27 protein-coding genes and 1 other RNA gene are annotated in these 25,842 nt (G+C 61.9%); 13 read left to right on the forward strand and 15 right to left on the reverse strand.

Annotated features, from left to right (window positions below; all coding sequences use genetic code 11):
• Positions 1-133: 133 nt before the first annotated feature.
• The 5 genes from H6979_08705 to H6979_08725 form a co-directional block, all read right to left on the reverse strand.
• Positions 134-742, reverse strand: a complete 609-nt coding sequence (locus tag H6979_08705) for a hypothetical protein (protein ID MCP5139923.1) — start codon at positions 740-742, stop codon at positions 134-136.
• A gap of 2 nt (positions 743-744) precedes the next feature.
• Positions 745-2,517 (reverse strand): hypothetical protein, encoded by a 1,773-nt coding sequence (locus H6979_08710; protein MCP5139924.1) that lies wholly within the window; start codon positions 2,515-2,517, stop codon positions 745-747.
• A 4-nt stretch (positions 2,518-2,521) separates the two neighbouring features.
• Positions 2,522-3,040, reverse strand: a complete 519-nt coding sequence (locus H6979_08715; protein ID MCP5139925.1) for a hypothetical protein — start codon at positions 3,038-3,040, stop codon at positions 2,522-2,524.
• Positions 3,041-3,578: 538 nt separating this feature from the next.
• Entirely contained in the window at positions 3,579-4,205 is a 627-nt protein-coding gene (locus tag H6979_08720; GenBank protein MCP5139926.1) for a hypothetical protein, read from the reverse strand.
• Positions 4,206-4,245: 40 nt separating this feature from the next.
• Positions 4,246-5,781, reverse strand: a complete 1,536-nt coding sequence (locus H6979_08725; GenBank protein ID MCP5139927.1) for an IS3 family transposase — start codon at positions 5,779-5,781, stop codon at positions 4,246-4,248.
• Between the two features lie 56 nt (positions 5,782-5,837).
• Between H6979_08725 and H6979_08730 the strand changes: the two genes are divergently transcribed.
• A complete protein-coding gene (locus tag H6979_08730; GenBank protein MCP5139928.1) occupies positions 5,838-6,899 on the forward strand; it encodes a GH3 auxin-responsive promoter family protein in 1,062 nt (353 codons plus the stop codon).
• Between the two features lie 545 nt (positions 6,900-7,444).
• Here the strand turns inward: H6979_08730 and rnpB are convergent.
• Together rnpB and rsmI are read right to left on the reverse strand one after the other, a co-directional pair.
• Positions 7,445-7,811: RNase P RNA component class A (rnpB, locus tag H6979_08735), an RNA gene on the reverse strand.
• Positions 7,812-7,877: 66 nt separating this feature from the next.
• A complete protein-coding gene (rsmI, locus tag H6979_08740; protein ID MCP5139929.1) occupies positions 7,878-8,807 on the reverse strand; it encodes a 16S rRNA (cytidine(1402)-2'-O)-methyltransferase in 930 nt (309 codons plus the stop codon).
• Between rsmI and H6979_08745 the strand changes: the two genes are divergently transcribed.
• From H6979_08745 to H6979_08755, 3 genes are read left to right on the forward strand one after another with little or no spacing between them, the layout of a single operon-like run.
• Complete coding sequence (locus H6979_08745; GenBank protein MCP5139930.1) at positions 8,802-10,100, forward strand: penicillin-binding protein activator; 1,299 nt, start codon at positions 8,802-8,804, stop codon at positions 10,098-10,100. The genes rsmI and H6979_08745 overlap by 6 nt on opposite strands.
• Positions 10,101-10,116: 16 nt before the next feature.
• Positions 10,117-10,497, forward strand: a complete 381-nt coding sequence (locus tag H6979_08750) for a YraN family protein (protein MCP5139931.1) — start codon at positions 10,117-10,119, stop codon at positions 10,495-10,497.
• Positions 10,498-10,546: 49 nt separating this feature from the next.
• Positions 10,547-11,152, forward strand: a complete 606-nt coding sequence (locus H6979_08755) for a phosphoheptose isomerase (GenBank protein MCP5139932.1) — start codon at positions 10,547-10,549, stop codon at positions 11,150-11,152.
• Between the two features lie 17 nt (positions 11,153-11,169).
• On the opposite strand, the gene H6979_08760 is transcribed toward H6979_08755, so the two are convergent.
• The 7 genes from H6979_08760 to H6979_08790 all read right to left on the reverse strand — a co-directional run bounded on the left by H6979_08760 (position 11,170) and on the right by H6979_08790 (position 16,690).
• Positions 11,170-11,568, reverse strand: coding sequence for a ClpXP protease specificity-enhancing factor (locus H6979_08760; GenBank protein MCP5139933.1), 399 nt, complete (start codon positions 11,566-11,568; stop codon positions 11,170-11,172).
• Between the two features lie 47 nt (positions 11,569-11,615).
• The gene (locus H6979_08765) at positions 11,616-12,218 is read right to left on the reverse strand and encodes a glutathione S-transferase N-terminal domain-containing protein (GenBank protein MCP5139934.1); all 603 of its coding nucleotides are present in this window, start codon (positions 12,216-12,218) and stop codon (positions 11,616-11,618) included.
• A gap of 153 nt (positions 12,219-12,371) precedes the next feature.
• Positions 12,372-13,130 (reverse strand): cytochrome c1, encoded by a 759-nt coding sequence (locus tag H6979_08770; protein ID MCP5139935.1) that lies wholly within the window; start codon positions 13,128-13,130, stop codon positions 12,372-12,374.
• Between the two features lie 20 nt (positions 13,131-13,150).
• Positions 13,151-14,422 carry a cytochrome bc complex cytochrome b subunit gene (locus H6979_08775; protein ID MCP5139936.1) on the reverse strand — a complete coding sequence of 424 codons (1,272 nt, stop codon included), beginning with the start codon at positions 14,420-14,422 and terminating at the stop codon, positions 13,151-13,153.
• Positions 14,419-15,012, reverse strand: a complete 594-nt coding sequence (gene petA, locus H6979_08780; GenBank protein ID MCP5139937.1) for a ubiquinol-cytochrome c reductase iron-sulfur subunit — start codon at positions 15,010-15,012, stop codon at positions 14,419-14,421. The genes H6979_08775 and petA overlap by 4 nt, the downstream gene beginning before the upstream one ends.
• A 155-nt stretch (positions 15,013-15,167) precedes the next feature.
• Positions 15,168-16,424, reverse strand: a complete 1,257-nt coding sequence (gene murA, locus H6979_08785; GenBank protein ID MCP5139938.1) for a UDP-N-acetylglucosamine 1-carboxyvinyltransferase — start codon at positions 16,422-16,424, stop codon at positions 15,168-15,170.
• Between the two features lie 23 nt (positions 16,425-16,447).
• Positions 16,448-16,690, reverse strand: coding sequence for a BolA/IbaG family iron-sulfur metabolism protein (locus H6979_08790; protein ID MCP5139939.1), 243 nt, complete (start codon positions 16,688-16,690; stop codon positions 16,448-16,450).
• A 115-nt stretch (positions 16,691-16,805) separates the two neighbouring features.
• Here H6979_08790 and H6979_08795 point away from each other — a divergent pair, with 115 nt between their 5' ends.
• The 9 genes from H6979_08795 to mgtE are packed head-to-tail and all read left to right on the forward strand — an operon-like array spanning position 16,806 to position 24,467.
• A complete protein-coding gene (locus H6979_08795) occupies positions 16,806-17,783 on the forward strand; it encodes a KpsF/GutQ family sugar-phosphate isomerase (protein ID MCP5139940.1) in 978 nt (325 codons plus the stop codon).
• A gap of 13 nt (positions 17,784-17,796) precedes the next feature.
• The gene (locus H6979_08800) at positions 17,797-18,303 is read left to right on the forward strand and encodes an HAD-IIIA family hydrolase (GenBank protein MCP5139941.1); all 507 of its coding nucleotides are present in this window, start codon (positions 17,797-17,799) and stop codon (positions 18,301-18,303) included.
• A gap of 3 nt (positions 18,304-18,306) precedes the next feature.
• Entirely contained in the window at positions 18,307-18,879 is a 573-nt protein-coding gene (lptC, locus tag H6979_08805; GenBank protein ID MCP5139942.1) for an LPS export ABC transporter periplasmic protein LptC, read from the forward strand.
• A complete protein-coding gene (locus H6979_08810; GenBank protein ID MCP5139943.1) occupies positions 18,845-19,507 on the forward strand; it encodes a hypothetical protein in 663 nt (220 codons plus the stop codon). The genes lptC and H6979_08810 overlap by 35 nt, the downstream gene beginning before the upstream one ends.
• A gap of 6 nt (positions 19,508-19,513) precedes the next feature.
• Complete coding sequence (gene lptB / locus H6979_08815) at positions 19,514-20,239, forward strand: LPS export ABC transporter ATP-binding protein (protein ID MCP5139944.1); 726 nt, start codon at positions 19,514-19,516, stop codon at positions 20,237-20,239.
• 37 nt (positions 20,240-20,276) lie between these two features.
• Positions 20,277-21,788: an RNA polymerase factor sigma-54 gene (locus H6979_08820; GenBank protein MCP5139945.1), complete on the forward strand. Its 1,512-nt coding sequence runs from the start codon at positions 20,277-20,279 to the stop codon at positions 21,786-21,788.
• A 34-nt stretch (positions 21,789-21,822) separates the two neighbouring features.
• Positions 21,823-22,143 carry a ribosome-associated translation inhibitor RaiA gene (gene raiA, locus H6979_08825; GenBank protein MCP5139946.1) on the forward strand — a complete coding sequence of 107 codons (321 nt, stop codon included), beginning with the start codon at positions 21,823-21,825 and terminating at the stop codon, positions 22,141-22,143.
• 38 nt (positions 22,144-22,181) lie between these two features.
• On the forward strand, positions 22,182-23,081 hold the full coding sequence (gene rapZ / locus H6979_08830; GenBank protein MCP5139947.1) for an RNase adapter RapZ: 900 nt from the start codon (positions 22,182-22,184) through the stop codon (positions 23,079-23,081).
• Between the two features lie 36 nt (positions 23,082-23,117).
• The gene (gene mgtE, locus H6979_08835) at positions 23,118-24,467 is read left to right on the forward strand and encodes a magnesium transporter (protein MCP5139948.1); all 1,350 of its coding nucleotides are present in this window, start codon (positions 23,118-23,120) and stop codon (positions 24,465-24,467) included.
• Between the two features lie 9 nt (positions 24,468-24,476).
• Here the strand turns inward: mgtE and H6979_08840 are convergent, their stop codons facing one another.
• A complete protein-coding gene (locus tag H6979_08840; GenBank protein ID MCP5139949.1) occupies positions 24,477-25,724 on the reverse strand; it encodes a patatin-like phospholipase family protein in 1,248 nt (415 codons plus the stop codon).
• Positions 25,725-25,842 lie beyond the last annotated feature (118 nt).

A 25,842-nucleotide genomic window follows, 5' to 3' on the forward strand; every position in this document is an offset into this window, starting at 1 on the left:
CTGCGGAGTCACAGCTGGAGCATCGTCCAGACCACCTCCTCCGGCTCCAGTTATCACTGTCGCATCATTCGAAGCAGCAGCCACCGCATAGCTAAACGCGGCATAGGCGGCGCCATTGGCAAAAACGCGTGCGCTACTTGGACAACTCGTCGATTACGTAATCTAGGACTACCGGCTCGCTAAGGCGAATCTCACCGTCTCCGAAGTCTGTTGTAACAATTCGAGTTTGATCTATCGTCCCCTCACTCTCGGGGTCTGTGAAACGCACTGCCTCAACAATCCCGTCTCCCGTCCAGATCTCGTAGATTGGATTGATCGCCTTGTAGGGCAGAAAAAAGCCGTCGAAACGGTCAACACATGCTCGACGCACACCCTCGTCTTCAATGCCTTCAAGCGTTTTGCGATACGAGGAAGTGTACCCATGTGAAACTCCTATCAAGTATCGATCTCCAACGGTCATGCCAACCTCAGAAACAAGCTCGACCTGACCCTTGCGCCAAGTATCTCCCTTAATCACTTGATCTACGTTTGCTGTGTACGCGAAGTAGCAACGCGTCGAATGATTGCCGTTAGATTCTGCGTTTACCGCCATGCCCGCATCGATTGACACAACCAAGACATAATCAAATTGAACCTTGTACTCGGACAAAAAGCTATCATCGACTTGTCCGAAGCAGGCATTTGCAACTGCTAGTAAGACTGTTGAGCAGGCCAGGCGGAGAACTTTGCCGCAGTAGTTCACAGTTATTTTCCTGTCACATGCCGATAGACGTCCCGCGAATACCGGTCAGCAATATTCTCAAGACGAGGCGTGTTAGCTGGATTTCGAATGCGGCCAATATTCCCAATAGTTCTAGCTACCGCCTCAGGGGTATGGTGGCCAAACTCGTGCAATATGATTTTTACTGCGCTTTCTACGGAGCGAGCACTGCCCGCATAAAGTGTGATCCGATCACCGACGATATCTGAGCCGGCTGGACCGAAAGTTGCCCGATGCATAGCACCAACATCGTTCGGCCCACGTTCATGGATGTACACAATTTCCGGGAACACTCCGTCGCTTACAGGATAGCCCTCGAACCCTTCTCGATAAATTATCTCGACATACTCAGCAGCCACCTCAACATTTAAAGCATCAGCTACTCCATCACGCCGCAAGGCACGCTGGATATCACGTCCCTCTAAGAAATCCGATGTGACGTCCGCCTCGACTCGATTCGATTGATCCCGGCTAGCCTCGGCCCCAGCAGCTACCGCATAGCTAAACGCCGCATAGGCTGCCCCATTGGCAAACTTGCCGCCTCCAATTTCACCGGCCGTACCTCCGATGATTGCTGAGCGAAATATACCTTCACCGAAACCGCTCGCAGTACGCGTCCATGGCATGGCCACCGTCGCTGCGAATGCGCTCAGGAATCCCTCACCGAATTTGCCACCGTAGGCTTGCGCAGTGATGCCGCCCATGAAGCCCATCACCGCAGACGCCCCCAACAGCTTGCCCGGATCGGCAAATCCCAGCTGCCCCAACCCTAACGCCTGTCCGAACCCGGCACCGACAGAGAAAAACAGGGTGTTCTGTATCGCACCTGCCAGAGAGCCCGTCTCAAGAAAGCCGACAACGAAGATGGCGATCGCTGTTTGCTCAATGGTCCACCCACCGGCCAACGCAAAGAGAGCACCCACAACAAACAGATCATGCCCACTCGGATCCGTATAGCGAAGCGGATTATTTGCGGCATAAGCGTAGCGATCAAATCCCTGGGTGCTCTGCGGAAACTGCATGAACGAGTCCGCAGACAGGAAGCGGCCAATCTGCGGGTCAAAGACCCGACCATTCATATGGATCAGCCCCAGGCGATCAAGATGCTCGTGATCGGTAAAGCCACGTGAAATGTGATCGAGCATCGTCGGGAGATAGGTGCCCGCAGCATCCCAAGTGGCGGGGTTGCGGCGCTTTCCCCATGGATCGTAGCTAAAGCGCTCAACGATCGCACCGCTGGTTTGGGTGATGGCTGTAACTGACCCGAGATGGTCTTGAAACAGATACTCGTCACGCGTATTCGCGTTGCTCCACTCTGTATGAATGGCAACGCGCGCACCACCCGCCATCACGTAATGTCGGTACTCGGTCAACGACGTGGTGTCTTTGTCGATCTGCTCGAACAATGCACCGACGTACATCGTCGTGATCGTCTCCTCGTTACCGGGTATCGCCGCATACGCTACCTGACTGTAACGCTCACCCGCCGGGCCATACCGAAAATCAGCCGAATCACCGGTGCCGTTGAAGATACTTTCGGGCAGATTGCGCTCGTTCCAGGGAATAGGACATTCAAAGCCCCTGTTGTCGGCAGTATAGCCGTGCGGCGCGATGTCGACTACCGGTGATAACGCGAGCCGGCCAATGCCGCAGCGGGTTGCACTGCGGGAAATGCGGGCGTGAGGGCCGGATTCTCGCACCGCACGAGGCCGCAGGCGCAGGCGCTCCTCCGCACCGCTGAGCCGGGCGCGTGCCACCGCTTCAGTTGAGGTCGAACTCCCCCTGCCCCGGCGGGCCGCGCGGGCGGTTTGCAGCGGCGGCGTTCGCTGGTACCTCCCGCACCTGTATCCGGTGTTCCAGGTGCGCCAGAATCTTCCCGATCACCGCCGGATCCTCCACGCTGGCGATGATCCGCACTTTGCCGCCGCAACTCTCGCAGCTCTCGATCTCGATGCGGAATACCCGCTTGAGCCGCTGCGCCCAGCTCATGACCCGATGCCGCTCGGCCGGGCTGCGCTCGCTCACGCCACTCTTCTTGCCCCGCCCCGCCGGGGTGACCTGAGGGCGCAGCGCACTGTGCGGGATCAGCAGTGCCCCGACGGGTGGGTAAAAGAACGACACGATCGAGCCCACTATACCCAGCAGCCCGTGCCCGCTCGGATCCGTATAACTCAGTGGGCTGTTGCCCACGTACGCATAACGGTCAAAGCCCTGCGTGCTCTCCGGAAACTGTATCAGCGGATCCGCCGACAGGAAACAACCCAGCTCCGGATCGCACACCCGGCCGTTCATGTGGATCAGACAAACGAATGCTCGGGCACCGCACCCTGCGACATCTATCAACGAGAGAAAAAGAAATCACGGGCACGTTTGCCAGTGAGGTACCAATAGTTTCCAGCCAACCACGCAATCCAAAGGAGCGGTGTCGAGAATGCCCACCATTGTGGCCACGACCAAGCACCCAGAGTTTCGCGAACTGGAGCTGAAAGTGCATATTGCACAATCAGCAGCCCATCCCATGTACCTCCCAACGCCAAGATCGTAGAAGCGGCCAGAAAGATATTCCGAGCGCTCCGACGACCGGTGACCATGGCCGCGCTGGAAATACAAACCACTACCAGTACGGCTGTCAACACGATCGACCGTAGCAGGGCGCCAGGTGCCCAGTGGCCCAAATGATACTCATGCAAGACCACGTAGGCACCTTCAAACATCACGATCGCGACAAACCACGCGACAACCAAGATCATCCAGATTCCCAACGGACGTGACAACCGTCGTTTGCTCCGCACTTGCCCCTCGCCCGAAGCCGCCGCGTTCATCTGAACCCAGCACTCTTTCCGTAGTAGATGAACTCCCGTACGCCTAACGGGGTTTTTCCTTGAATGACATGGAACGCACCCGGATAGTCACCGGCTACTTGCATGTCGTTTGTAGAGGGCCCTTGGACATAGTTTCTGTACGCCCTATTTCCGAATGACCATGCACGCGGATGCGTATGCTCAACAAGCGCGACCCTGTAGCCCTTGGGCTTGGGAAGCGAGCTCGGTAGCCCAACAAAGTCGCTATTGCTTCCAGCCGCATAGAATTCGTACTTGAGGCTACCGTCAGTCAGGCTTTCGTAGGCCACGAGCGCATGCTCTTTGGCTCCGATTTCAGTTCCGAACCAACCCTTCGAATCCTCCCAGAGGCGGTTTTCGTTGGCTACCAGCTCCGGATTTGCTTCACGGAGAGCCGCCAGCCCGGCCGGAGCGTCGTCCGTAAACGGACCGGCGCTGTCGCCGTCAGAAAGTCCGTACCGCACGCGCTTATCTCTGATGCTGCCAAACGCCTGCACAAACGCCCCGGTAACCGCGCCGTTGGCAAACTTGCCGCCTCCAATTTCACCGGCCGTACCTCCGATGATTGCTGAGCGAAATATACCTTCATGTTGACGTCCATCCAAAATTGACCCACTGGGGGTGCGGACAGAACCTTGGACTGGTTTAGGTTGCATATCCGAGGTTCGCGCGGTACTCCATAGGACTGCGTGAACCCAGTGAGATTTTGATCCGCTCTTCGTTGTACCAGCGAATGTACGAGTCAACCTCTACGATGAAGTGCTCGATGGTCGTGGTCTGCCAGCTTCCCGGGTAGAAAAGCTCATTCTTCAAACGGCCGAAGAAGCCCTCACATGCAGCATTGTCTGGGGAACAGGCTTTGCGGGACATCGAGCGAATCAGGCGTGCACCATCAATTCGAGACAGCCAGCCCGGCCATCGATAGTGGGCGCCGCGATCAGAGTGCACGATGGGTCGGTCAGGGCCGTTGGCAACCGTCTCGATGGCCGTGTCGAGCATGGTGTTCACGAGTTCAGCGTCTGGCGTTGTACCCAGCGACCAGCTGACGACCAGACCGTCGAAGCAGTCGATGATCGGTGACAGGTACACCTTGCCGGCCGGGATATGGAACTCCGTAATGTCGGTGAGCCACTTCTGATTTGGCGCGGCCGACCGGAAGTCGCGATTGATCAGATTCTCCGGCGCAGGACTGATCTCGCCCAGGTACGAGCCGTACCGGCGCCGCTTTGGAGTGGCAGCGATTAAGTTCTCCTGCTTCATCAGGCGCCGCACAACCTTCTCCGAGAGGGAGATGCACATCCGTCGCAACGACGCGTGCATCCTGCGGTAGCCGTAGCAGCGACGATTCCTCTCGAAGATCTCGGCGAGTGTGCGGCGCACGTCGACATACCGGTCCCCGAGGCGAATCTGGCCACGGTGGTAGAAATAGGAGCTGCGCGCCAGGTCCAGCGCCGCCAGCAGTTCCTTGACGGCATGAACCGGTCTCAGGGCATCAACCAGCATCGTCTTCTCCCGATTGGTCAGGAGCTGCAGGTTGACGCCCAGGTCTTTTTTTATGATTTCGTTGGCCTTTTTCAGCAGGTCGTGTTCGAGCTGAAGTCGTCGCAGCTCGCCTTTCAGCGCTGCCAGTTGTTGCTCCACCTGGGCCTTGTCCGGGTCGGCCGGCGGTTTGCTTTGGCGTTTCATCGATGCAGGCGCCTCTCGACCGAGTAGCTGATTCTTCCAGTTGTACAAGGTTTCCCTCGAGACGCCTAGATCCTGCGCGATGGCTTGGGCCTTCCCCTGCCGCGTACAGAGGGCAATCACGGCTTCTTGCTTTACCTCCAGGGGGCTCGGTACTGCGCGACTGCGCCCGACACTGCGCTGACAGAGTTCCGGATGCCGCTCGTAAATCCAGCTCCGCAACACCGACCGGCAGGGATAGCCCAGCACTTTCCGGGTGAAATCGATGCAGCGTCCATGGTGGAGAAAATGAGCCACAGCAGCCTCCTGCTGTGCCATCGAGTACTTCGGTGCACGGTGAAATCCCTTCGCAAGGTCGCCTCGCCGCTCGTATTCCCGGTACCAGACCTTCAACGCGTTCTTGGTCGGATAACCCAATTGCCGAATGGTCGCCTTCACACGCTTGCCCAGCTTGATGTAGAGCTCGACCGCGCGGATCCTGTCTTCGTACGTGTACATGAACTACCTCCAGGTAGTCCAAGTTCTTGTCCGCACCCCCCCCGGGTCAATATTGGGTGAAAATCAACAAGCACTGGCCACAGCTGGTCCGCGACCTACATTCTGGCGCCATTTGCCCCGACCTCAATCTACCGGCCGGAACGCGAGCCGCATTGTCGCCAATTCTGCGTCCGAATCCGGCGCGTGCGGAAACTGTCGCTAGAGCATTCGGGCACGGCCTTGACGCAATACTGCAACGGCTCTGGCCTGAACTTCGCGTCTTGTGCAGCGTGACGACGGGTAGCTTCGCCGCCACCGTTCCACGCCTTCGCGCGCTATTGGGTCCTGATGTATCGCTATTCAGCGGTACTTATGCCGCTTCGGAAGCCGTCATCGGAGTGCAGCTGGAACTTGACTCGGAGCACTACACGTTGGCAAACGGTAGCGCGTATTTCGAGTTTGTGCCGATGGCTGATGCCGATGCTGCACAGCCAACAACCGTTGGTCCGGGCGACCTGGAGCTGGGGCACGAGTATGAAGTGGTTGTAACGACTGCGGCTGGCCTATATCGCTATAGACTCGGTGACGTGATTCGTGTCACCGGACGTCAAGGCAGCACACCTCGATTCACGTTCTCCTACCGCTTGGGGACGGTACTCGATCTGCTCGGCGAGAAAACCACGGAAGCCCAGGCACGCCAAGCTATTTTCGCGGCGGCCGAACAAAGCCTGGGCTCCGATGCCGTCGTGAATGGCTACGCACTGGCCCGCTCACCGCAAGACATACGGTCTCGTTACCTCGCCTTCATCGAGCTGTGGCCAGATGGCGGCGTGACGACAGCGCAGTTGCAAACCCTCGCGGAAAACATTGAGCACGGTCTCAGGCACTATAACCAGACCTACTGGACGCTCGGTGGACTACGCGGTCGCATGGAGCCAGTCAGGTTGATTCTACTGCCGGTCGGCTCACTTGACCGTATATGGCGGAACGACCGGGGTGTACACCAGAGCGCATCGAGCCAATGGAAGGCACGAAACCTTGTTTCGTCTGATGCTGATATTGAATCCTTGACCCGTATGGCTGTCTGGATGGGTACCGCAGCCACCTCGTCAATAGAAGTGCGCACCAGCCATCACTAGGCCCAAGCTGAAATGCCTGATGTGGACAAGCAGTGACACGCGGAACCGATTCGCGGCGAGCGGCGCACGAACGAGAGGCACGTATCGCCGACCGATCCGGAGGCCAATGTACCACAAGGGGAACGGCCAGCCGGCCAAGCTTTACTGCATGGGGCATGTGCGGATGGATCACCAGCACGGCTTGCCGGTCGATGTCGAGGTGACCGAGGCGGATGGTTATGCCGAGCGTACCGCAGCGCTGGCCATACTCGATCGTCAGCCGGCCCGAGGCCAGCGTATGCTGGCTGCCGACAATGCCAATGACACGGCGGACTTCGTCGCCGACTGTCGGGCGCGCGGTGTGACGCCGCATTTGGCCTGCAATGTCAGCCGACCAGGCAGCTCGGCACTCGATACCCGCCATGCGGACCATCGCCGGATGCCGGGTCACGGTATGCGTCACGCCGGTGGCCAGACGCAGGGTGTGCGTGCGTCCGGCGAGCAGGGCAAGAATGGCGTAGGCATCGCGCAATCACCACCGGAGACATCAGCAGGCATGCGAAAAAAGAGCGAGTCGGCCGATAAGCCGGGTTCTGTCGTGGACAATCATTCCTCTGGGATCGTTGTCACCAACGACCTCAAGCGACCTACCCGGAAGCCCGCGGGGCGACGGTGCCTTCCTTGCGGAATGCTGCTTCCCTATTTGGTCTTGCTCCGGGTGGGGTTTACCTAAGCCGCGAAGTGTTGCCACCCGCGCGGTGCGCTCTTACCGCACCTTTTCACCCTTGCCGGGGTCTTGCGACCCTTAGGCGGTTATTTTCTGTGGCACTTTCCGTAGGCTCGCGCCTCCCAGGCGTTACCTGGCACCCTGCCCGCCGGAGCCCGGACTTTCCTCCCGCGTGCATGCACGCGAGCGATTGCCTGGCCGACTCGCCGGGCAAGTATAGGGGTAATCCGGTGTGATACGGAGAGCACGCGCAGGAGCGCATTCAGGCAGTCCTATGGGCGCTGCTGCCGGCGTTCCTGCACCAGACGGTAAGCATCGCGCCGCGACGCGCCGGTAATGCGCGCCGCGAGTCCCGCTGCCTGTGCAGCCGGCAGCTCGGCGGCGAGCAGATTGACGATGCGGGCCAGTTCGTCCTCGCCCGGCGCAAGCGGTACCGGGCTTCCGCCGATCAGCAAGGTGCACTCGCCGCGCTCACCGCCCGGATCAGCCTTCACCGCGCCGAGCACATCGGCGAGGCTGCCTCTGTAGATGGTTTCATGCAGCTTGGTGAGTTCGCGTCCCACCGCCGCCGGTCGCGATTCGCCGAGCACGCTGATCGCATCCACAAGGGTTTCGGGCAGGCGGTGCGCGCTTTCGTAAAACACCAGCGTCGGTCCCACGCCTGCCAGTTCGCCGAGTCGGGCCAAGCGTGCGGCACGCCGCGCCGGGAGAAACCCTTCGAACAGGAAGCGGTCGGTAGGCAGCCCGGCAACCGACAATGCCGCGATCAGCGCACAGCAGCCCGGTATCGGACTGACCGGCAACCCGGCGGCCCGCGCCGCGGCCAGCAGCCGATAACCCGGGTCAGAGATGAGCGGCGTGCCCGCATCGCTGACCAGCGCGATGCTGCTGCCGGTTTTCAACAGCTCCAGGAGCTCATCGCTACGCTGCGCTTCGTTGTGTTCATGCAGTGAAACGAGGCGCGCGCTGATGCCGAGGCGCGTTAGCAATTGACCCGCGTGGCGGGTATCCTCCGCAGCGACCAGGCTGACCTCCGCGAGGACTTCCCGGGCCCGTGGACTCAGGTCATCGATGTTGCCGATCGGGGTCGCCACAACGTACAGGGTTCCTGACTGGATCTTCACGGCTAACCCTCTGCGCGCCTGGTTCCGAATCTGCTCCGCGACACTATAGACAGGAACGAGCAAACGAAGCGCATGCATTCCGCCCCGAAAAAATGCCTGTTCGCAGTGATGCTCATGTCGGTCATTGTCGGAGCAGCCTGCCAGCCGCTGCAACCTGCCAACGAGGCGCAGGCAGCCGGACCGAAGCAGGCCGTGAGCCAGACCCGGCCTTCCGGCCAGACCGGCACCGCAGGCAGAACCGCAAGGGGCCCGGCCGCACCATCTGCTGCACCGACCGTCCCGGTCTGGCAGGCAGGCACCGCGCAGAATCCCGGCGGACCCGTGGCCTTGCTGCTGCCGCTGTCGGGCCGGCAGCAATCGGCGGGCGCGGCGGTACGCGATGGATTTGTCGCCGCATATCTGGGTTCCGCCCGCAGCCAGCAGCAGGTGCTGGTTTTCGATGTCGCCCTGCTCGGCGTAGCCGAGGCCAGCCGGCAGGCAGTGGATGCAGGGGCCAGCGTCATCGTCGGTCCGTTGCTGCGCGAGTCGGTGCAGGCCCTCAACCAGATCGCCGGAACGATTCCGGTGCTGGCACTCAACTATCTGCCGGATGGCGAAGCGGCACGGACGGGTTTCTGGCAATTCGGCCTGGCGCCGGAAGACGAAGCCTGGGAAATCGCCGCCCGGGCCGTGTCGCTCGGCCAGCGGCGTGCGATCTCGCTCGCGCCGGACAACGGCTGGGGCAGGCGACTGCTTGCGGCCTTCCAGGATGATTTCACCGCGCTTGGCGGTCAGGTGGTTGCAGCCCGCCTGTATCCGCCGGGCGCCTCTGATTTCTCACCGGAGCTGCGGGCTGTACTCGCATATCGGGATAAATCGCCGACTTTCGACGGGGGACGGCGGCAGGATATCGATCTAGTCTTTCTTGCCGCAACGAATACGACCGGCAAACTGATTTACCCGCAGCTGCGCTTCTACGGCGCGGGCGATCTTCCGACCTACAGCACGTCGGCAATCTGGGAGGATGGCGACCGTGACGCCAGCGACCTGAATGGCATCAGCTTTCCGGACGGACCATGGATGATTGCACCGGACAGCCGCAGCGCGCTCCTCAGGTCACAGCTGACGCGCTACTGGGGGCCACAATCGCTGGCGCTGTCCCGCCTCTATGCGCTCGGTTACGACGCCTGGCAGCTGCTGCCGGCCGTTCGCAGCCAATCCGTGCCGGGGCCATTCCGCGGTGCTGAAGTCCAGGGCGTCACCGGCACACTGCAGGCCGACTCCATGGGGCGCATCCACCGGCGCCTGTTGTGGGCCACCCTGCGCGACGGGCAACCTGCCCCGGCGGTACTGCCAACGGGCGAGTTTCAGCCGGTATCCGGCGAACGCTGAGTCCTGACACAAGCCCGTGGCCAGGCATCTGGAGCACGGTCGAAGCGCGGAGCAGCTGGCTGCCGCTTACCTGGTCCGTCAGGGCCTCATCCTGGTGGCGAGCAACCACCGGGCCAGGGTTGGCGAACTCGACCTGGTGATGCGCGAGAGCCAGACGCTGGTGATCATCGAAGTACGATCGAGAACCAGTACACGGGTGGCGACACCGGCCGAGACCGTCGACAGGCACAAGCAGCGGCGGATCATCCTCGCCACCCAGCACTTCATCCTGCAGAACCGGTGCTACAGGGATTGGCCGCTGAGATTCGATGTTGTCGCGGTCACCGGTGAACTGGTTACGGCAGAGATCAGGTGGATCCGCGCGGCATTTACGCTGAACGACATGGCCAGCCGCTGAGCACTGGCCGTATCATGCAAGCTGCAGAAAGATCTGAACGGGGTTAGCGATGTCCGCCGCCGACAGCATTCGCAGGCACTTCGAAGACAGCATCGCCGTGAAGCAGGCGTCGCTGGCGGTTCTGGTTTCGCCGATCGCGGCAGCAGCCGGATTGCTGGCGGCGACGCTCCGCAGCGGCAGCAAGATCCTCAGCTGCGGCAATGGCGGCTCGGCTGGCGATGCGCAGCACTTCGCGGCAGAACTGCTGAACCGCTTCGAGATGGAGCGGCCCGGGCTCGCCGCCCTGGCCTTGTCCACCGACACCTCGACACTGACGTCGATCGCCAACGATTATTCCTACGAACAGGTTTTTTCCAAGCAGCTCACCGCACTTGGCCGCAGCGGCGATGTGCTGCTGGCAATCTCGACTTCGGGAAATTCAGCCAATGTCATCGCCGCTGTACATGCAGCTCATGAGCGCGGTATGCGCGTGATCGGACTGACCGGCCGGGATGGCGGCAAGCTGGCCAGCGCGTTGCGCAACGACGACATCGAAATCCGCGTGCCGGCCCAACGCACAGCCCGCATCCAGGAAGTTCACCTCGTGGTGATCCACTGCCTCTGCGACGCGATCGATCAGGCCTTGTTTGCGGGGCCGGCACACAGCCAGCCCTGATCCGGACTGCCGGCAGCCTACTTGACGACTTTCAGGCTGGGGCGACCTCGTGGAGGCACTGCCGGATCGGGTTCCGGCTCAGCGGGTGCGGGATCGGCAGCCGTATATTCATCAGCCGGAAAGACGAGCCCCTCGCCGCTCTCCCGCGCGTAGATACCGAGCACCGCGGGCATGGGAATGAAGATCCGCCGCGCAGCGCCACCAAATCGCGCATCGAAGCTGACCTCATCGTTGCCCATCGTCAGATTGCTGGTGGCCGAATAGCTGAGATTGAGCGTGATCCGGCCATCCTGGACGTGTTCTTCCGGCACGGCAACGCCGGGATACGCGGCATCCACAACCAGATGAGGCGTCTGGTTGTTGTCGGTCATCCACTGGTGCAGGGCCCGCAGCAGATACGGGCGTTTGGGTGGCAGAGCCGGCTTTGGAACGGGCGGTTCAGTCACTTCAGGTGAATTGCGGTCTACTGCCGCATCTCGCGTTCTGCCTCGGTGAGGCTCTCGCGAAAAGACCGCGTGGCAAAAATCCGGTCCATGTACCTGCGGATCGGCTGTGCAGCATTGCCGTTGAGCTCGATGCCCAGCACGGGCAGGCGCCACAGCACCGGCGAAATACTCGCGTCCACCAGCGAGAACTCGTCGTTCAGGAAGAATTTCTTCGCGGCGAAGATCTCGGCGCTCGACAGCAGGCTCTCCTGCAGGATCTTGCGCGCCTGGGTCGCCTGCTTCTTGTCGGTGGCGCGCTCGATCTGGTCCACCACGCCGTACCAGTCTCTCTCCACCCGATACAGGGCCAGCCGGACATGCGCACGACTGACCGGGTCTACCGGCATCAGCGGCGGGTGTGGAAAGCGCTCGTCCAGATACTCCATGATCACGCGCGAGTCGTACAGCACCAGCCCCCGATCAACCAGCGTAGGCACGCTGTGATACGGATTGATATCGAGCAGATCTTCGGGCAGATCGGGCCCGTCGACATTCACGATATCGATGCCGATACCCTTCTCGGCCAGCACGATGCGCGTGCGGTGGCTGAGGATCGCAGTCGGGCTGGCGTACAGCGTCATGGCCGCGCGCCTGCCCGGCCCCAGACCAGTACTGCTCCAATCATCTGTCACGGGTCAAGCCTCTCGCCGGAGTTCCGGGCATCCGTGATGAGCCAATCACAAGGATCCCGGCGGCCGCCGGAGCGCCGGGACAGGCAAGGGATGCAAATCCGATTACCTGACGTCTCGCCAGATCTCGCGCTTCAGGAGATACGCAAGCACCAGGAAGACGACCAGGAACGCCATGACCAGGATTCCCAGGCTCTGACGCTTCTGTTTCACGGGTTCGCCAATGTAATCGAGGAAGTTGACGGTATCCCGGACAAACTCATCATACTCCGCGGGGGTCATCGTGCCCGGGCTGACTTGCTCAAACCTGTCGAATACATGTTGAACGGTGCCGTTGACCTCTGCCTCCCTGAAGATCGCCCGCTGGGTGCCCTGCAGCGTGACCAGTACATGCGGCATGCTGGCACCCGGCAGCATCAGGTTGTTCACACCCGTGAACCGCGAGGGGTCGAGGTAGAAGGAACGCAGGAAGTTGTACAGGTAGTTCGGCCCCTTCGAGCGCGCAATCAGCGAAAGATCAGGCGGCACCAGTCCGAACCAGCGCTGCGCGTCTTCCGGACGCATGGCGATCTCCATGGTCTCGGTCGGCTTGGCGGCGGCAAACATCAGGTTCCTGACCACCTGGTCTTCCGACATCTGCAGATCGCGGGCCAGCTGGTTATAGCGAACGTATTTTGCCGAGTGACAGCCCGAGCAATAGTTGACGAAGTTGCCGGCCCCGCGCTGCAGCGACGGGATATTGCCGATGTCGTTGTTGGCCACATCATGCAAGGCACCCCCGCCGCTGGCGAAAGCGGGACCAAGCGCCAGAACGGCAACCAACCCTGTGACAGCAACCAGACCGGACTGTAGCCTGCGATTCATAGCTTTGCTCACCATGGCGATCAGTGGTGTCCGTGGTAAACGACGCGATCCGGAACCGGTTTGGTCCGTTCACGCGCGGTATACAGCGGCATGAGGAGGAAAAACGCGAAGTAGAGAACGCCAAACAACCGTGCAGCGTAGACAAACACTGGCGTGACCGGCTGCATGCCGAGAAAGCCCAGCGCAAGGAAGCTGACAGTGAAGACGGTCAGGGCAATCTTGTAGGACCAGCCGCGATAGCGGATCGACTTCACCTTGCAGCGATCCAGCCACGGCAGCAGGAACAACATGACGATGGCCATGGCCATCAGGAACGCACCCCAGCCCTTGCTCGGCACCGCACGCAAAATCGCGTAGAAGGGCGTGAAGTACCACACCGGCGCAATATGCGGAGGTGTCTTCAGCATGTTGGCCGGTTCGAAGTTCGCATGCTCGAGGAAGTAGCCGCCCATTTCCGGCGCAAAGAAGATCACCGCACAGAACACGATCGCAAAGATGATGATGGCGACCAGGTCCTTGGCCGTATGGAAGGGATGGAAGGCAACGCCATCCAGCGGTATGCCGTCCGGACCCTTCATCTTCTTGATCTCGATGCCATCCGGATTCAGTGAGCCGGTGGTATGCAGCGCGAGGATATGCACGACGGCGAGGATCATCAACGCCAGCGGCACGGCAATGACATGCAGCGCGAAAAAGCGGTTCAGGGTGATGTCGGAGATGAAGTAATCACCCCGGATCCATTCGACGATCGCCGCGCCGACTACCGGAATTGCGCCGAACAGCGACACGATCACCTGCGCACCCCAGTAGGACATCTGGCCCCACGGCAGCAGATAGCCGGTGAACGCCTGCGCCATCAGCGCCACATAGATCAGCATGCCGATGACCCACAGCAACTCGCGCGGCGACTTGTAGGAGCCATACATCAGTGCACGGAACATGTGCAGGTAGACGACGATGAAGAAGGCCGAAGCGCCGGTGGAATGCATGTAACGGATCAGCCAGCCCCAGTCGACATCGCGCATGATGTATTCGACGGACGCAAAGGCGTCCTCGGCTGACGGCTTGTAGCTCATGGTCAGGTAGATGCCGGTCACGACCTGCAGGATCAGCACCAGCAGCGCGAGTACACCGAACACATACCAGGCATTGAAACTCTTGGCTGCGTAATATTCGGTGACGTGCTCTTTCATCATGGCCGTCAGGGGGAAGCGCTCATCGACCCAGTCGATGAACCGGGCAAAACGTCCGCCCTGGGAACCGCCCGCAGCCTTGGTACCTGCCGCACTCATGCGCTTGCTCCGGTGTCTTCGCCGACAATGATCATGGTGTCTCCAACAAAGCGGTACGGCGGCACCACGAGGTTGGTGGGCGCCGGAACACCGGCATAGACGCGGCCGGCGAGATCGAACTTCGATCCGTGGCAGGGACAGAAGAAGCCACCCGGCCAGTCCGCACCGAGCTCGGCATCCGCCGGCTGCAGCTTCTCGATCGGCGCGCAGCCGAGGTGCGTGCAGGTTCCAATGACGACCAGTATTTCCGGCCGTATGGAACGCGTGGCATTGGCCGCATAGGGGGGCTGTATCGATTCCCTGGAATCCGGATCGCGCAACTTGTCGCCGTGGTTGCCCAGAAGCTCCAGCATCTCCTTGCTGCGCTTCAGGATCCAGACCGGCTGGCCGCGCCACTGGACACGCACCATCGAACCAGTCTCGAGCTTGGAAATATCCACTTCAACCGGCGCACCGAGCGCCTGGGCACGGGCGCTGGGGCGGAATGACGCGATGAACGGGGCCGCCGTCATCGCCAGACCCACAGCTCCGGTAACGCTGGTGGCCACGGCCAGAAACCGACGACGACTGACGGACGCCTCTTCGCTCACGAGCTATTCCTCTTGAAATTCCTGGTTGCCAGCGACCCGGCAACGACAAGCCCGGTCGATTCGGACGAGCGCCCGGCAATCCCGGTGGGTCTGCGAAAGCCGGCAAATTATACACACGGCTTCCACGGGTTGCCTACCGGACATCTGCGTACTGCTCACGCGATCCGGCGGATCTGCGCACCGATCTGCCTGAGCTTCTCCTCGATGCATTCATAGCCGCGATCGATGTGATAGATGCGATCGACCACCGTTTCCCCCTCCGCCGCCAGGGCCGCGACCACCAGACTGGCCGAGGCACGCAGGTCGGTCGCCATTACCGGCGCGGCATGCAGGGCACGAACCCCCTGCACGATCGCGGTATGGCCCTCGATCTTGATGTTCGCGCCCATGCGCTGCAGCTCCAGCGCATGCATGAAGCGGTTCTCGAACACATTTTCGATGATTCTTCCAACCCCGTCGGCAATACAGTCGAGTGCCATGAGCTGGGCCTGCATGTCGGTGGGAAAGGCCGGATAAGGGTCAGTACTTATATCCACGGCCAGCGGTCGCCGGCCCTGCATGTCGAGATCGATCCAGTCCGGGCCAGTGCTGATGACTGCACCTGCAGCGCGCAGCTTGCTGAGTACCGCTTCCAGATTCAGGGGACTGGTACGACGGGCCCGGACATGACCGCCGGTGATCGCCGCCGCGACCAGAAAGGTACCGGTCTCGATGCGGTCGGGCTGTACCTGATAGCTGGCGCCATGCAGTCGCCGGACGCCGTTGACGACGATACGGTTGGTGCCCGCACCTTCGATCTGCGCACCCATCGCGCAGAGAAAAGCGGCCAGATCGATCACCTCGGGCTCACGTGCAGCATTCTCGATCACGGTTTCGCCGTCGGCCAGACAGGCAGCCATCATCAGGTTTTCGGTACCGGTAACCGTCACCTTGTCCATCAACAGGTGCGTACCGCGCAGGCGACCGGAGCGCGCGCGGATATAGCCGTCCACGATTTCGACCTCGGCGCCCATCGCACGGAGGCCGGCCACATGCAGGTCGACCGGTCTGGCACCGATCGCACAGCCGCCGGGCAGCGAAACATCTGCCTGTCCGTGGCGCCCGAGCAATGGCCCGAGTACCAGTATCGAGGCACGCATGGTCTTCACCAGGGCATAGGGTGCGGCACATTCACGGATCGTCCGTGCGTCCACCTCGACCTGCATGTCTTCATGCACGGTGACGCTCACGCCCATTTGCCCGAGCAGGCTGATCATGGTGGTGACATCGTGCAGGTGCGGAATATTGCCGACCGTCACCTCGTCATCTGCCAGCAGGCACGCGGCGAGTATCGGCAGGGCCGCATTCTTCGCGCCCGAGATGCGCACCTCGCCCTTCAACGGCCCCTTGCCGGTTATGGCCAGTTTTTCCAAGGCTTTCCGTCCTGCCGCAGCCCTCAGGGCTGTCGGGCACTCCATTCTTCCGGGGTGTAAGCCTCGATCGACAGGGCGTGGATCTCGGCACCGATGCGGCTGCCGAGCGCCGCATAGACCAGTCGATGGCGCTGCAGGGTGTGCTTGCCGGCAAAGGCCGGGCTGACCACCACCGCATCGAAGTGCACCCGGTCCGCGGACCGGACGCTGACGGTCGAGTCACTCAGGTGTGCATGAATCAGGGTTTCAATTTCTTCAGGGTTCATCCGGGTACCGAAAAGCGGTGATCGAGGCGCGCGAGTATAGACGGCGACGCCCCCATATCGTGATGACATACAATGCGGCCGAGGCGATTTTGACAGCAGGACCCCGGCAGCAACCATGAGCAGCGGCCAGCACGACTTCAGATCACGGGCCAGGCGGGTTCTCGAAATCGAGGCCAAGGCCATAACCGGCCTTGTTCCGCGCCTCGACCTCGGCTTTGACCGGGCCTGTCAGCTCTGCCTCGATTGCCGTGGCCGGATCATCGTAACCGGCATGGGCAAGTCCGGCCATATCGCGGGGAAGATCGCCGCCACGCTCGCCAGCACCGGTACCCCTGCCTTTTTCGTGCATCCGGGTGAGGCCAGTCACGGCGATCTGGGCATGATCACCCGGGCAGACCTGGTCGTCGCCATTTCCCACTCCGGCGAGACCGCGGAGATCGTCACGCTCCTGCCGCTGCTCAAACGCCTGGACATCCCGCTCATTACCCTCTCCGGCAACCAGCGTTCCACGCTCGCCACTGCAGCCACAGTGGCTCTCGACGTCGGTGTCAGCGAAGAAGCCTGTCCGCTCAATCTGGCGCCGACTGCCAGCACCACCGCCGCACTCGCCATGGGCGATGCGCTGGCCGTGGCCCTGCTGGAGAGCCGCGGCTTTACCCGCGAAGACTTTGCACTCGCGCATCCGGGCGGCACGCTCGGCCGGCGCCTGCTGCTGCGCGTGGATGATGTCATGCATACCGGCGACGGTATCCCGAAGGTCAGACCCGACGCCCTGCTCGCCCAGGGTCTGATCGAAATGAGCCGCAAGGGCCTGGGCATGACCGCCATCGTCGATGCCGACGACCGGCTGACCGGAATCTTCACCGATGGCGACCTGCGCCGGGTTCTCGATCGCGGTGTGGACGTACACAGGACGCAGATGCAGGAAATCATGCACGCCGGTTGCCGCACCATCGCACCCGGCGCACTGGCCGCCGAAGCGGTACACCTGCTCGAGCAGTTCAAGATCAACGCGCTGCTGGTTGTCGATCCCGAACAGCATGTGGTTGGCGCGCTCAATATCCACGACCTGCTGCGCGCGGGCGTGATGTAGGCAGGATATCCGCGTGATAGCCCACCAGGAACTGCTGGCCATCGCTGCCCGGATCAGGCTGCTGGTGCTGGACGTGGACGGTGTACTGACCGACGGGCGGCTCTGGTACGACGCGAACGGGCAGGAAATAAAGAGCTTCCATGTCCGCGATGGATACGGGATACAGCAGGTGCAGGCGGCAGGCATCACGGTGGCGGTGATTTCCGGTCGCGCCTCGCCCGCAGCGGCGGCACGGCTGGCCGAACTCGGGGTGCCGCATGTATTCCTCGGTCGCAATGACAAGAAAGCGGTACTCGATGCGCTGCTGACCGAACTCCACATCGCACCGGAAATGGTCGCCTGCGTCGGTGACGACACCACTGATCTGGAAATCATGCGGATGTCCGGGCTCGGTATCACGGTCGCCGACGCCCACCCGGACGTTCTGGCGAGAGCCACATGGACGACCCGCCAGTCCGGCGGACGGGGTGCGGTACGGGAAATCTGCGAGCTGCTGCTTGCGGCACGGCAAGCGGACTGAAGCATGCGTATGGGGCGCGGCAGCTGGCTGATCGTCCTCGCACTTGCGGCTGTCGGCAGCAGCGTGGTCTTCATGCTTACCCCCGACCGGCAGCCGCCGCCGGAACAGAAGATCCGTACGGAACAGGGCTACTACGTCAAGGACGGCCGGCTGACCGGTACCGGTGCCGATGGCCGGATCCTGTACGCCATCACCACCAGGATCGCCAGGCAGAATCTTGCCGATGGAACGATAGCGATGCAGGAAGTCGCGGTGAACTACATGCCGGCCGAGGGGGTCCCGTGGGACTTGCTCGCCACCCGCGGGCAGATCGCACAGGATAGTAATATCATCCAGCTCTCGGGGGACGTGCTGGTCACGTCCACGGCAGCCACTGCGGCAGATCGCCGCCAGGCGCCACTGACGATTCGGACTGATTACCTCGAGCTTGATCCGGATACGTATATCGCCACCACCGACCGACATGTGGCGATAAAACGGTCGCGGGATACGCTTTATGGCAGGGGGATGCGTGTCTACCTCAAACAGGACCGGCTGCAACTTGAATCCGAAGTCCGCGGAACTTTTCTGCCGTAGCCTGATTGCGCTGCTGTGCTTCAGCAGCATCTCTGTCACTGCCCTCGCCGCCGGCACGCCGCAAATCCCGGAAGCCGACCGGGCCGAACGCGCGCTGCCAATCGAACTCGACGCCGCCTACTCGGAACTCGACCGCCGCAACAACCGCCTGGTGTTCAGGAATCTGCACATCACCCAGGGCAGTCTGGCGATCAGCGCCGATGAGGCGACCGCTGACCCGGCCGACTTCGAGAACAGCACCTGGATCTTCACCGGCAATGTGGAGATCAGGAACGCCGGCCTGACGGCCTGGTGCGACAAGGCAGAGATGAGTTTCAGCAACAACACCCTTCTCCGGACCATCTTGCGTGGCAAGCCGGCACGCTTCGCGCAGCCGCGCCCCGGCGGCGGCTCGACCGAAGGCCGCGGTGACCTGCTCGAATACGACCTCGGCGCGCGAACCATCCAGATGACAGACAATGCCCTGCTCAGCGATGGCACCAATGAAATCACGGGTACGACCATCGCCTACGATCTGGGGCGGGAGGTCGTCACGGCCAGCAACAACGGATCCGGGCAGGTACGCATGAAGATCACGCCGCGCCCGAAACCGCCGCTGGCCAACCCGCCAGCACCGAAAGCGGACTAGTACAGCGTGAGCAGTCTGCGCGCCGAAGGCCTCTACAAGAGCTTCAAGCTCAGGCAGGTCGTCCAGGGCATCTCCTTCGGCCTCGAGAGTGGCGAGATCGTCGGGTTGCTCGGACCAAACGGCGCCGGAAAGACCACCGCGTTCTACATGCTGGTCGGACTGATCCGCTGCGACCGCGGCCGGATCCTGCTCGACGACCAGGATCTCACCGACCTGCCGATGCACCAGCGGGCGCGCCTCGGCCTCGGCTATCTGCCACAGGAAGCCTCGATCTTCCGCAAGCTGAGCGTCGAGGACAACATACTCGCGATCCTGCAGACGCGTCCCGAACTCGACCGGGCCGGCCAGGAACAGCGCCTTGAAGAACTGCTGGATGAACTGCACATCTCGCATGTACGCACCGGGATCGGCATGAGCCTGTCCGGCGGCGAACGCCGACGCGTGGAGATCGCGCGAGCGTTGGCTGCCGAGCCCCGCTTCGTGTTGCTGGACGAGCCTTTTGCCGGCGTAGACCCCATTTCAGTACTCGATATCCAGCACATCATCCGGCATCTCGCCTCGCGCGGCATCGGCATCCTGATCACCGACCATAATGTGCGCGAAACACTGGGAATCTGCAGCAGAGCCTATATTCTCAACGAAGGCGCAATGATCGCCGAGGGTGCACCGGCAGAAATTCTCGCCAACCAGCAGGTTCGGCAGGTGTATCTGGGTGAGGGCTTTAGACTATAGAAGCGGTCGCCTTTGGCGGCCTGTCTCAGGGATGACGATGAAGCCGGCACTGCAACTCCGAATCAGCCAGCAGCTGACCATGACCCCGCAGCTGCAGCAGGCGATACGCCTGCTGCTCATGCCGGTCACGGAGCTCAATACCCAGCTGGAGCAGTTGCTGGCCGAAAACATGATGCTTGAAGCCGAGGAGCCGGAGGCCACGCCTGCTGAAATGGAGGCGCATGTGCCGACCGGCAGCGCTACCGGCGACAGTGACAGCAATGGTGACAGCGGTGATGCGGAAAGCGACCCCTGGAATGCGGGCGATGACCCCGTGGAAGCGGTCGCCGAACCGTCTGGCAGTGAGGATATGGACTCATTGCTGTGGAACGAAACTTCCGGTGGCGGCACCAGCTTCGATGATGACGACGGACGCCCCGAGGCCAGCGACCGCAGCAGCGAGACCCTGCATGCACACCTTATGTGGCAGCTCGAAACCGAACACTTCAGTGCGCGTGAGTTCAGCGTCGGCGAAGCCCTGATCGACGCCATCGATGATGCCGGGTACCTGACGGAGTCGCTCTCATCGATCCTCGACATACTCGACCCGGACGCCGGCTATACGCTCGCCGAAATCGAACAGATCCTTGCAAAGGTTCAGGCGCTAGATCCGGCCGGCATCGGCGCCAGGGACCTGGGCGAATGCCTGCGCCTCCAGTTGCAGCAGCTGGACCCTGAAGAGCCTGGCCGCGAACTCGCGCTCGCCATCACACAGGACGGCCTTGATCTTGTCGCAGAACAGCAATACGCGATGCTGCGTCGCCGGCTCAGCGTGTCGGAAGCGGACCTGGACGCCGCGCTCGCGCTGATCCGCCATTGCAACCCGAAGCCCGGCCTCACCATCCACCCCGCACCCGCCGACTACATCGTGCCCGACGTCTACGTGCGCAAGCGCCAGGGACGCTGGCAGGTCGATCTGAACCGCTCGGTGACACCGCGCCTCAAGGTCAACCAGGAATATGCCAACCTGGTGCGCGGCGACAGCGCCCATACAGTCCTGCGCAACCAGCTGCAGGAAGCCCGCTGGCTGGTGCGCAGCCTGGAGATCCGCGACGACACCCTGCTCAAGGTTGCCACCTGTATCGTCGAGCGACAGTCTGAATTCCTCGATCGCGGCGACGAGGCAATGCGCCCGATGGTCCTGAAGGATGTCGCTGAACTGGTGGGCATGCACGAATCGACGATCTCGCGGGTGACCACCAACAAGTACATGTACACGCCCCGCGGCGTCTTTGAATTCCGGCACTTTTTTTCCAGCCAGGTTACCGGCGATGATGGCAGCGAACAGTCCTCCACGGCGATCCGCGCGCGGATTCGCCGTCTCATCGGCCAGGAGGACCCGGCCCGTCCGCTGTCCGACAGTCAGCTTGCCGCGCTGCTGGCGGAGGAGAACATCAAAGTGGCACGCCGAACAGTGGCAAAATACCGTGAAGCGATGCAGATCGAGCCGTCGAGCGAGCGGAAGCGCCGGCGGCGGCTGAGCGCCAGCAGCCAGGGATCGCAGCCCTGAGAATATCAACCACGACAACCAGGAGGCAGCCACCATGCAAATCAACCTGACCGGCCACCATGTCGAGATCACCCCTGCCCTGCGCACCTACGTAACCAGCAAGCTCTCCCGCCTCGAACGTCATTTCGAACACCTCCTGGATATCCACTGCATCCTTACAGTCGAGAAACTCCGGCACCGTGCCGAGGCCACCGTCAATCTCAAGGGGGCCACGCTGTTTGCCGACGCCACCGAAGAAGACATGTACAAGTCGATCGACATGATGCTCGACAAGCTCGACCGGCAGGTCAGAAGGCACAAGGGAAAGCTCAGCGACCATCACACCACTGAAACAATCAGGCGTGATGTGCCGTGAAGTACCTGCAGGCGCCTGACCAGAACTGCTGAGCACAGATGCGCCTGATCATCGTCAGCGGCCTGTCCGGTTCCGGCAAGACCGTTGCCCTCCATTATTTCGAAGACCTCGGTTTCTACTGCATCGACAACGTGCCGGCTGCCCTGCTGGCGTCAATGATCGAGCAGATCCTGGCCACCGAGGACCCGATGTACAGCAACCTTGCGATCGGCATTGATGCGCGCAACCGTGCCGCGGATCTCGCTCACCTGCCGGCCGTCACCGCAGATCTGCGCGCACGTGGCACCCGCTGCGAAGTGGTGTTCCTGCATGCCGATGACGACGTCCTGCTGAAACGTTTCGGGGAGACCCGTCGCAAGCATCCGCTCAGCGCGGCTGGTCTCAGCCTGCGCGAGGCCATAGACCGGGAACGCCAGTTGCTGGATCCGATCATCGGCGCTGCAGACCTGGTTATCGACACCACGCGGACCAGCGTCCACCAGCTGCGGGACATCGTCCGCCAGCGTATCGGCCGGCACGATCTGCCCGACCTGTCGATACTCATCGAGTCTTTCGGCTTCAAGAACGGCATTCCCGCTGATGCAGATTTCGTCTTCGATGTGCGCTGCCTGCCCAATCCCTACTGGGATGTATCGCTGCGGACACTGACCGGCAAAGATCAGAAGGTTGCGGACTTTCTGCTTGCCAGCAAGAGCGTGCAGCAGATGCTTGAGGACATACTCGGATTTCTGGAGCGGCGGATTCCGCAGTACATCGACTGCAACCGCAACTACCTCACGGTCGCCATCGGCTGTACCGGCGGCCAGCATCGCTCGGTCTATATCGCCGAGAAACTTGCAACCGAGCTTTCAAAACGCCACAAACAGGTCATGACCCGGCACAATGAGCTGCCCGAAACTGAAGGCCGGATCACCGTGCCCCAGTTCGGCGGAACCTGAATCCGGATCTCCAGCCAAAACCCGCGTATTCCCCGTATGGAACCGATCACCACGACGCCACTTGACCTCGACGAGCTCCACACTGCCATGGAGCGTGGTGACGTGGCGCAGATCAGCCGGCTGGTGGCCGACCTGTATCCCGCGGAGATTGCGAGGCTCATCGAGTCACTGCCGGCCGAGGAGCGGCGGGTGATCTGGGCGGCGGTTCCGGCCGACAGCGAAGGCGAGATCCTCGTCGAACTCAACGAAGAGGTCCGTTCCAGCCTCGTCGAGGCGATGGCCAGCCACGAAGTCGTGGCTGCCACCGAAGGCCTGGACATCGACGATCTCGCGGACTTCGTCGCCGACCTGCCGGAAAACCTGACCTACAAGGTCCTGCAGTCCCTGTCCGTGCAGGACCGGGAACGTCTGCAGGCCGTGCTCGCCTACCCGGCCGACAGCGCCGGCGGCCTGATGAACCCCGAAACGGTTTCCGTGCGTCCCGATGTCAGCGTCGACGTCGTGCTGCGCTATCTGCGCATGCGCGGCGAGCTGCCGGACAATACCGACTCGGTTTTCGTGGTGGACCGGGAAGACCGGTACCTCGGCGTGCTTACCTTTGCGCGCCTGCTGACCAGCGACCCGGAAGCAGCCGTCACTGCCCTCATGGATCCCTCCGTCGAGCCCATTCACGCCGCAAGCAGCGCGGCGGAGGTCGCCCGTGAATTCCAGGATCGCGACCTGGTCTCTGCCGCCGTCACCGACAGTGCCGGACGCCTGATCGGACAGATCACGGTCGACGATGTCGTGGACGTGATCCAGGAGCAGGCCGACCACGACATCCTCTCCCGCGACGGTCTGGACGAGGATGACGACATGTTCGCCCCGATCCTGACCAGCAGTCGCCGGCGTGCGGTCTGGCTGGTCCTGCACCTGACGCTGGCCTTCTGCACCGCTGCGGTCATCAATCTTTTCCAGCACACGATGAACCAGGTAATCCTGCTCGCCGTACTGATGCCGATGGTGGCCGCACTCGGCGGCATCGCCGGCAGCCAGACGCTGACCCTGATGATCCGCAGCATTGCGCTCGGCCGCATTCAGGGCTCGAACACCTCGCCGCTGCTGCGCCGGGAACTCGCCATCGGACTGGTCAATGCATTGCTGGGCGCAACAATAGTTTCAGTCGTCACCGCGGTTTTTTTCCGTGACTGGCGGGTGGCCGGAGTGATTGCGGCAGCAACGGCAGCCAATCTGCTGATCGCCGCAGCGGTAGGCTTCGGCGTGCCGCTGGCACTGCGGCGGCTGCGCATCGACCCGGCGCTGGCCGGCTCGGTGATCCTGATTACCGTGACCGACCTGGTGGGCTTTGTCGCCGTGCTCGGACTCGGGACCCTGCTGCTGACCTGAAGAAACGCCTCAGCGTGCGGCGGCCACCGCCGCTTCGTCGACCTTCAGCACCCTCAGGCGCTGCGAATACTCGTCGCTGAGGTCGCGCCAGCCGGAGATCCCGCCAAGCGCCTGCACCGGCTCACCTTCCATGAAGGAGATCAGCTCGGCCTGGCGCGCCATCGCATCCTCATAGCCGAGCTGGATCAGCTCCCGGGTATAACCCGACTCGAAGAGCAGATAGCTGAGCAGCTGACTGCCGGCGTAGTTGGTGGCACCGACACCGCGCATCAGCAGGCGGAACGCCTTCGGCATTTCATCGACATGCCGGCCGGCGATCTCGCGGATATCACGGCTCGGCAGCATGATCAGTGCATCCGTATGGTGCAGAACACCGAATTCGCCCTGCAACACGCGCCCGGGCAACTTTTCCAGGATCAGATTGATGCGCGTCAGGCTCTCCAGATCCGAAGACAGTCCGTCCATGAACAGCGCATCCAGCACATAACCGGCAATCTTTCCGAAGCTCGGATACGGCACCTGCTCACCAAAGCCGGGCAATGGATCGATGACCTCGTTGCGTACACCGATCACCAGGATGCGCTCTGCACCGAGGCGCAGAGCGGGCGACAGCGGCGTTGCCTGGCGCATCGCGCCGTCGCCGAAATACTCCTGGCCGATCCTGACTGGCGGAAAGATCATCGGTACGGCAATGCTCGCCATCAGGTGCTCCAGCGTGATCGTGGCCGGACGCCCTTTCCGGCGCACCCGGTCCCAGCTCTGGTGCGCCGGAGTCCCTTGGAAAAAACTCACCGAACGGGCCGAATCGTAGCCAGCGGCGGTAATCGCCAGCGCGCCCAGGTAACCCTGGTCGATGGCCTCCTGGATCGCATCGAAATTCAGCCGCGCACGGAGCAGTTCCCAAAGCGGCTCGTTGTCGAGCAGCGCACGCGGATTCTGCTCGCCCAGGCCACCGAAGATCAGCGCGGTCAGCCAGCGCAGGCTGCTTTTCAGCATCGTCGCGGTATCACAGCGGAAGATCTGCTCGGAACGGAAATTCGCCCACACGCGCTCGAGATCATTGGTGGCCGCCCGGAACACCCGTGCGCGGGTCGCGAGTACCGCGGCACTGATCGCACCGGCCGATGTACCACTGAGCACGGCGAAAGGATTCGGGGACCGGCGCGGCAGCAACTCGGCCAGTGCCTTCAGCACCCCGACCTGATAGGCGCCGCGGGCGCCGCCGCCCGGCAGGACCAGCCCGATCTGCCTCTCCATGGCCAGAGTCGAAGCAATCTGCTGTTGGCGCGTGCGGCTCATCTGCAGCATCTTCCCGGGAAGCTCACTGGTCGACAGCTAAACGCGATCTTAAGCACACGCAAAATGTCATCACAAG

It is taken from the genome of Chromatiales bacterium (assembly GCA_024234935.1).
In the GTDB taxonomy this organism is placed as follows: Bacteria; Pseudomonadota; Gammaproteobacteria; order Steroidobacterales.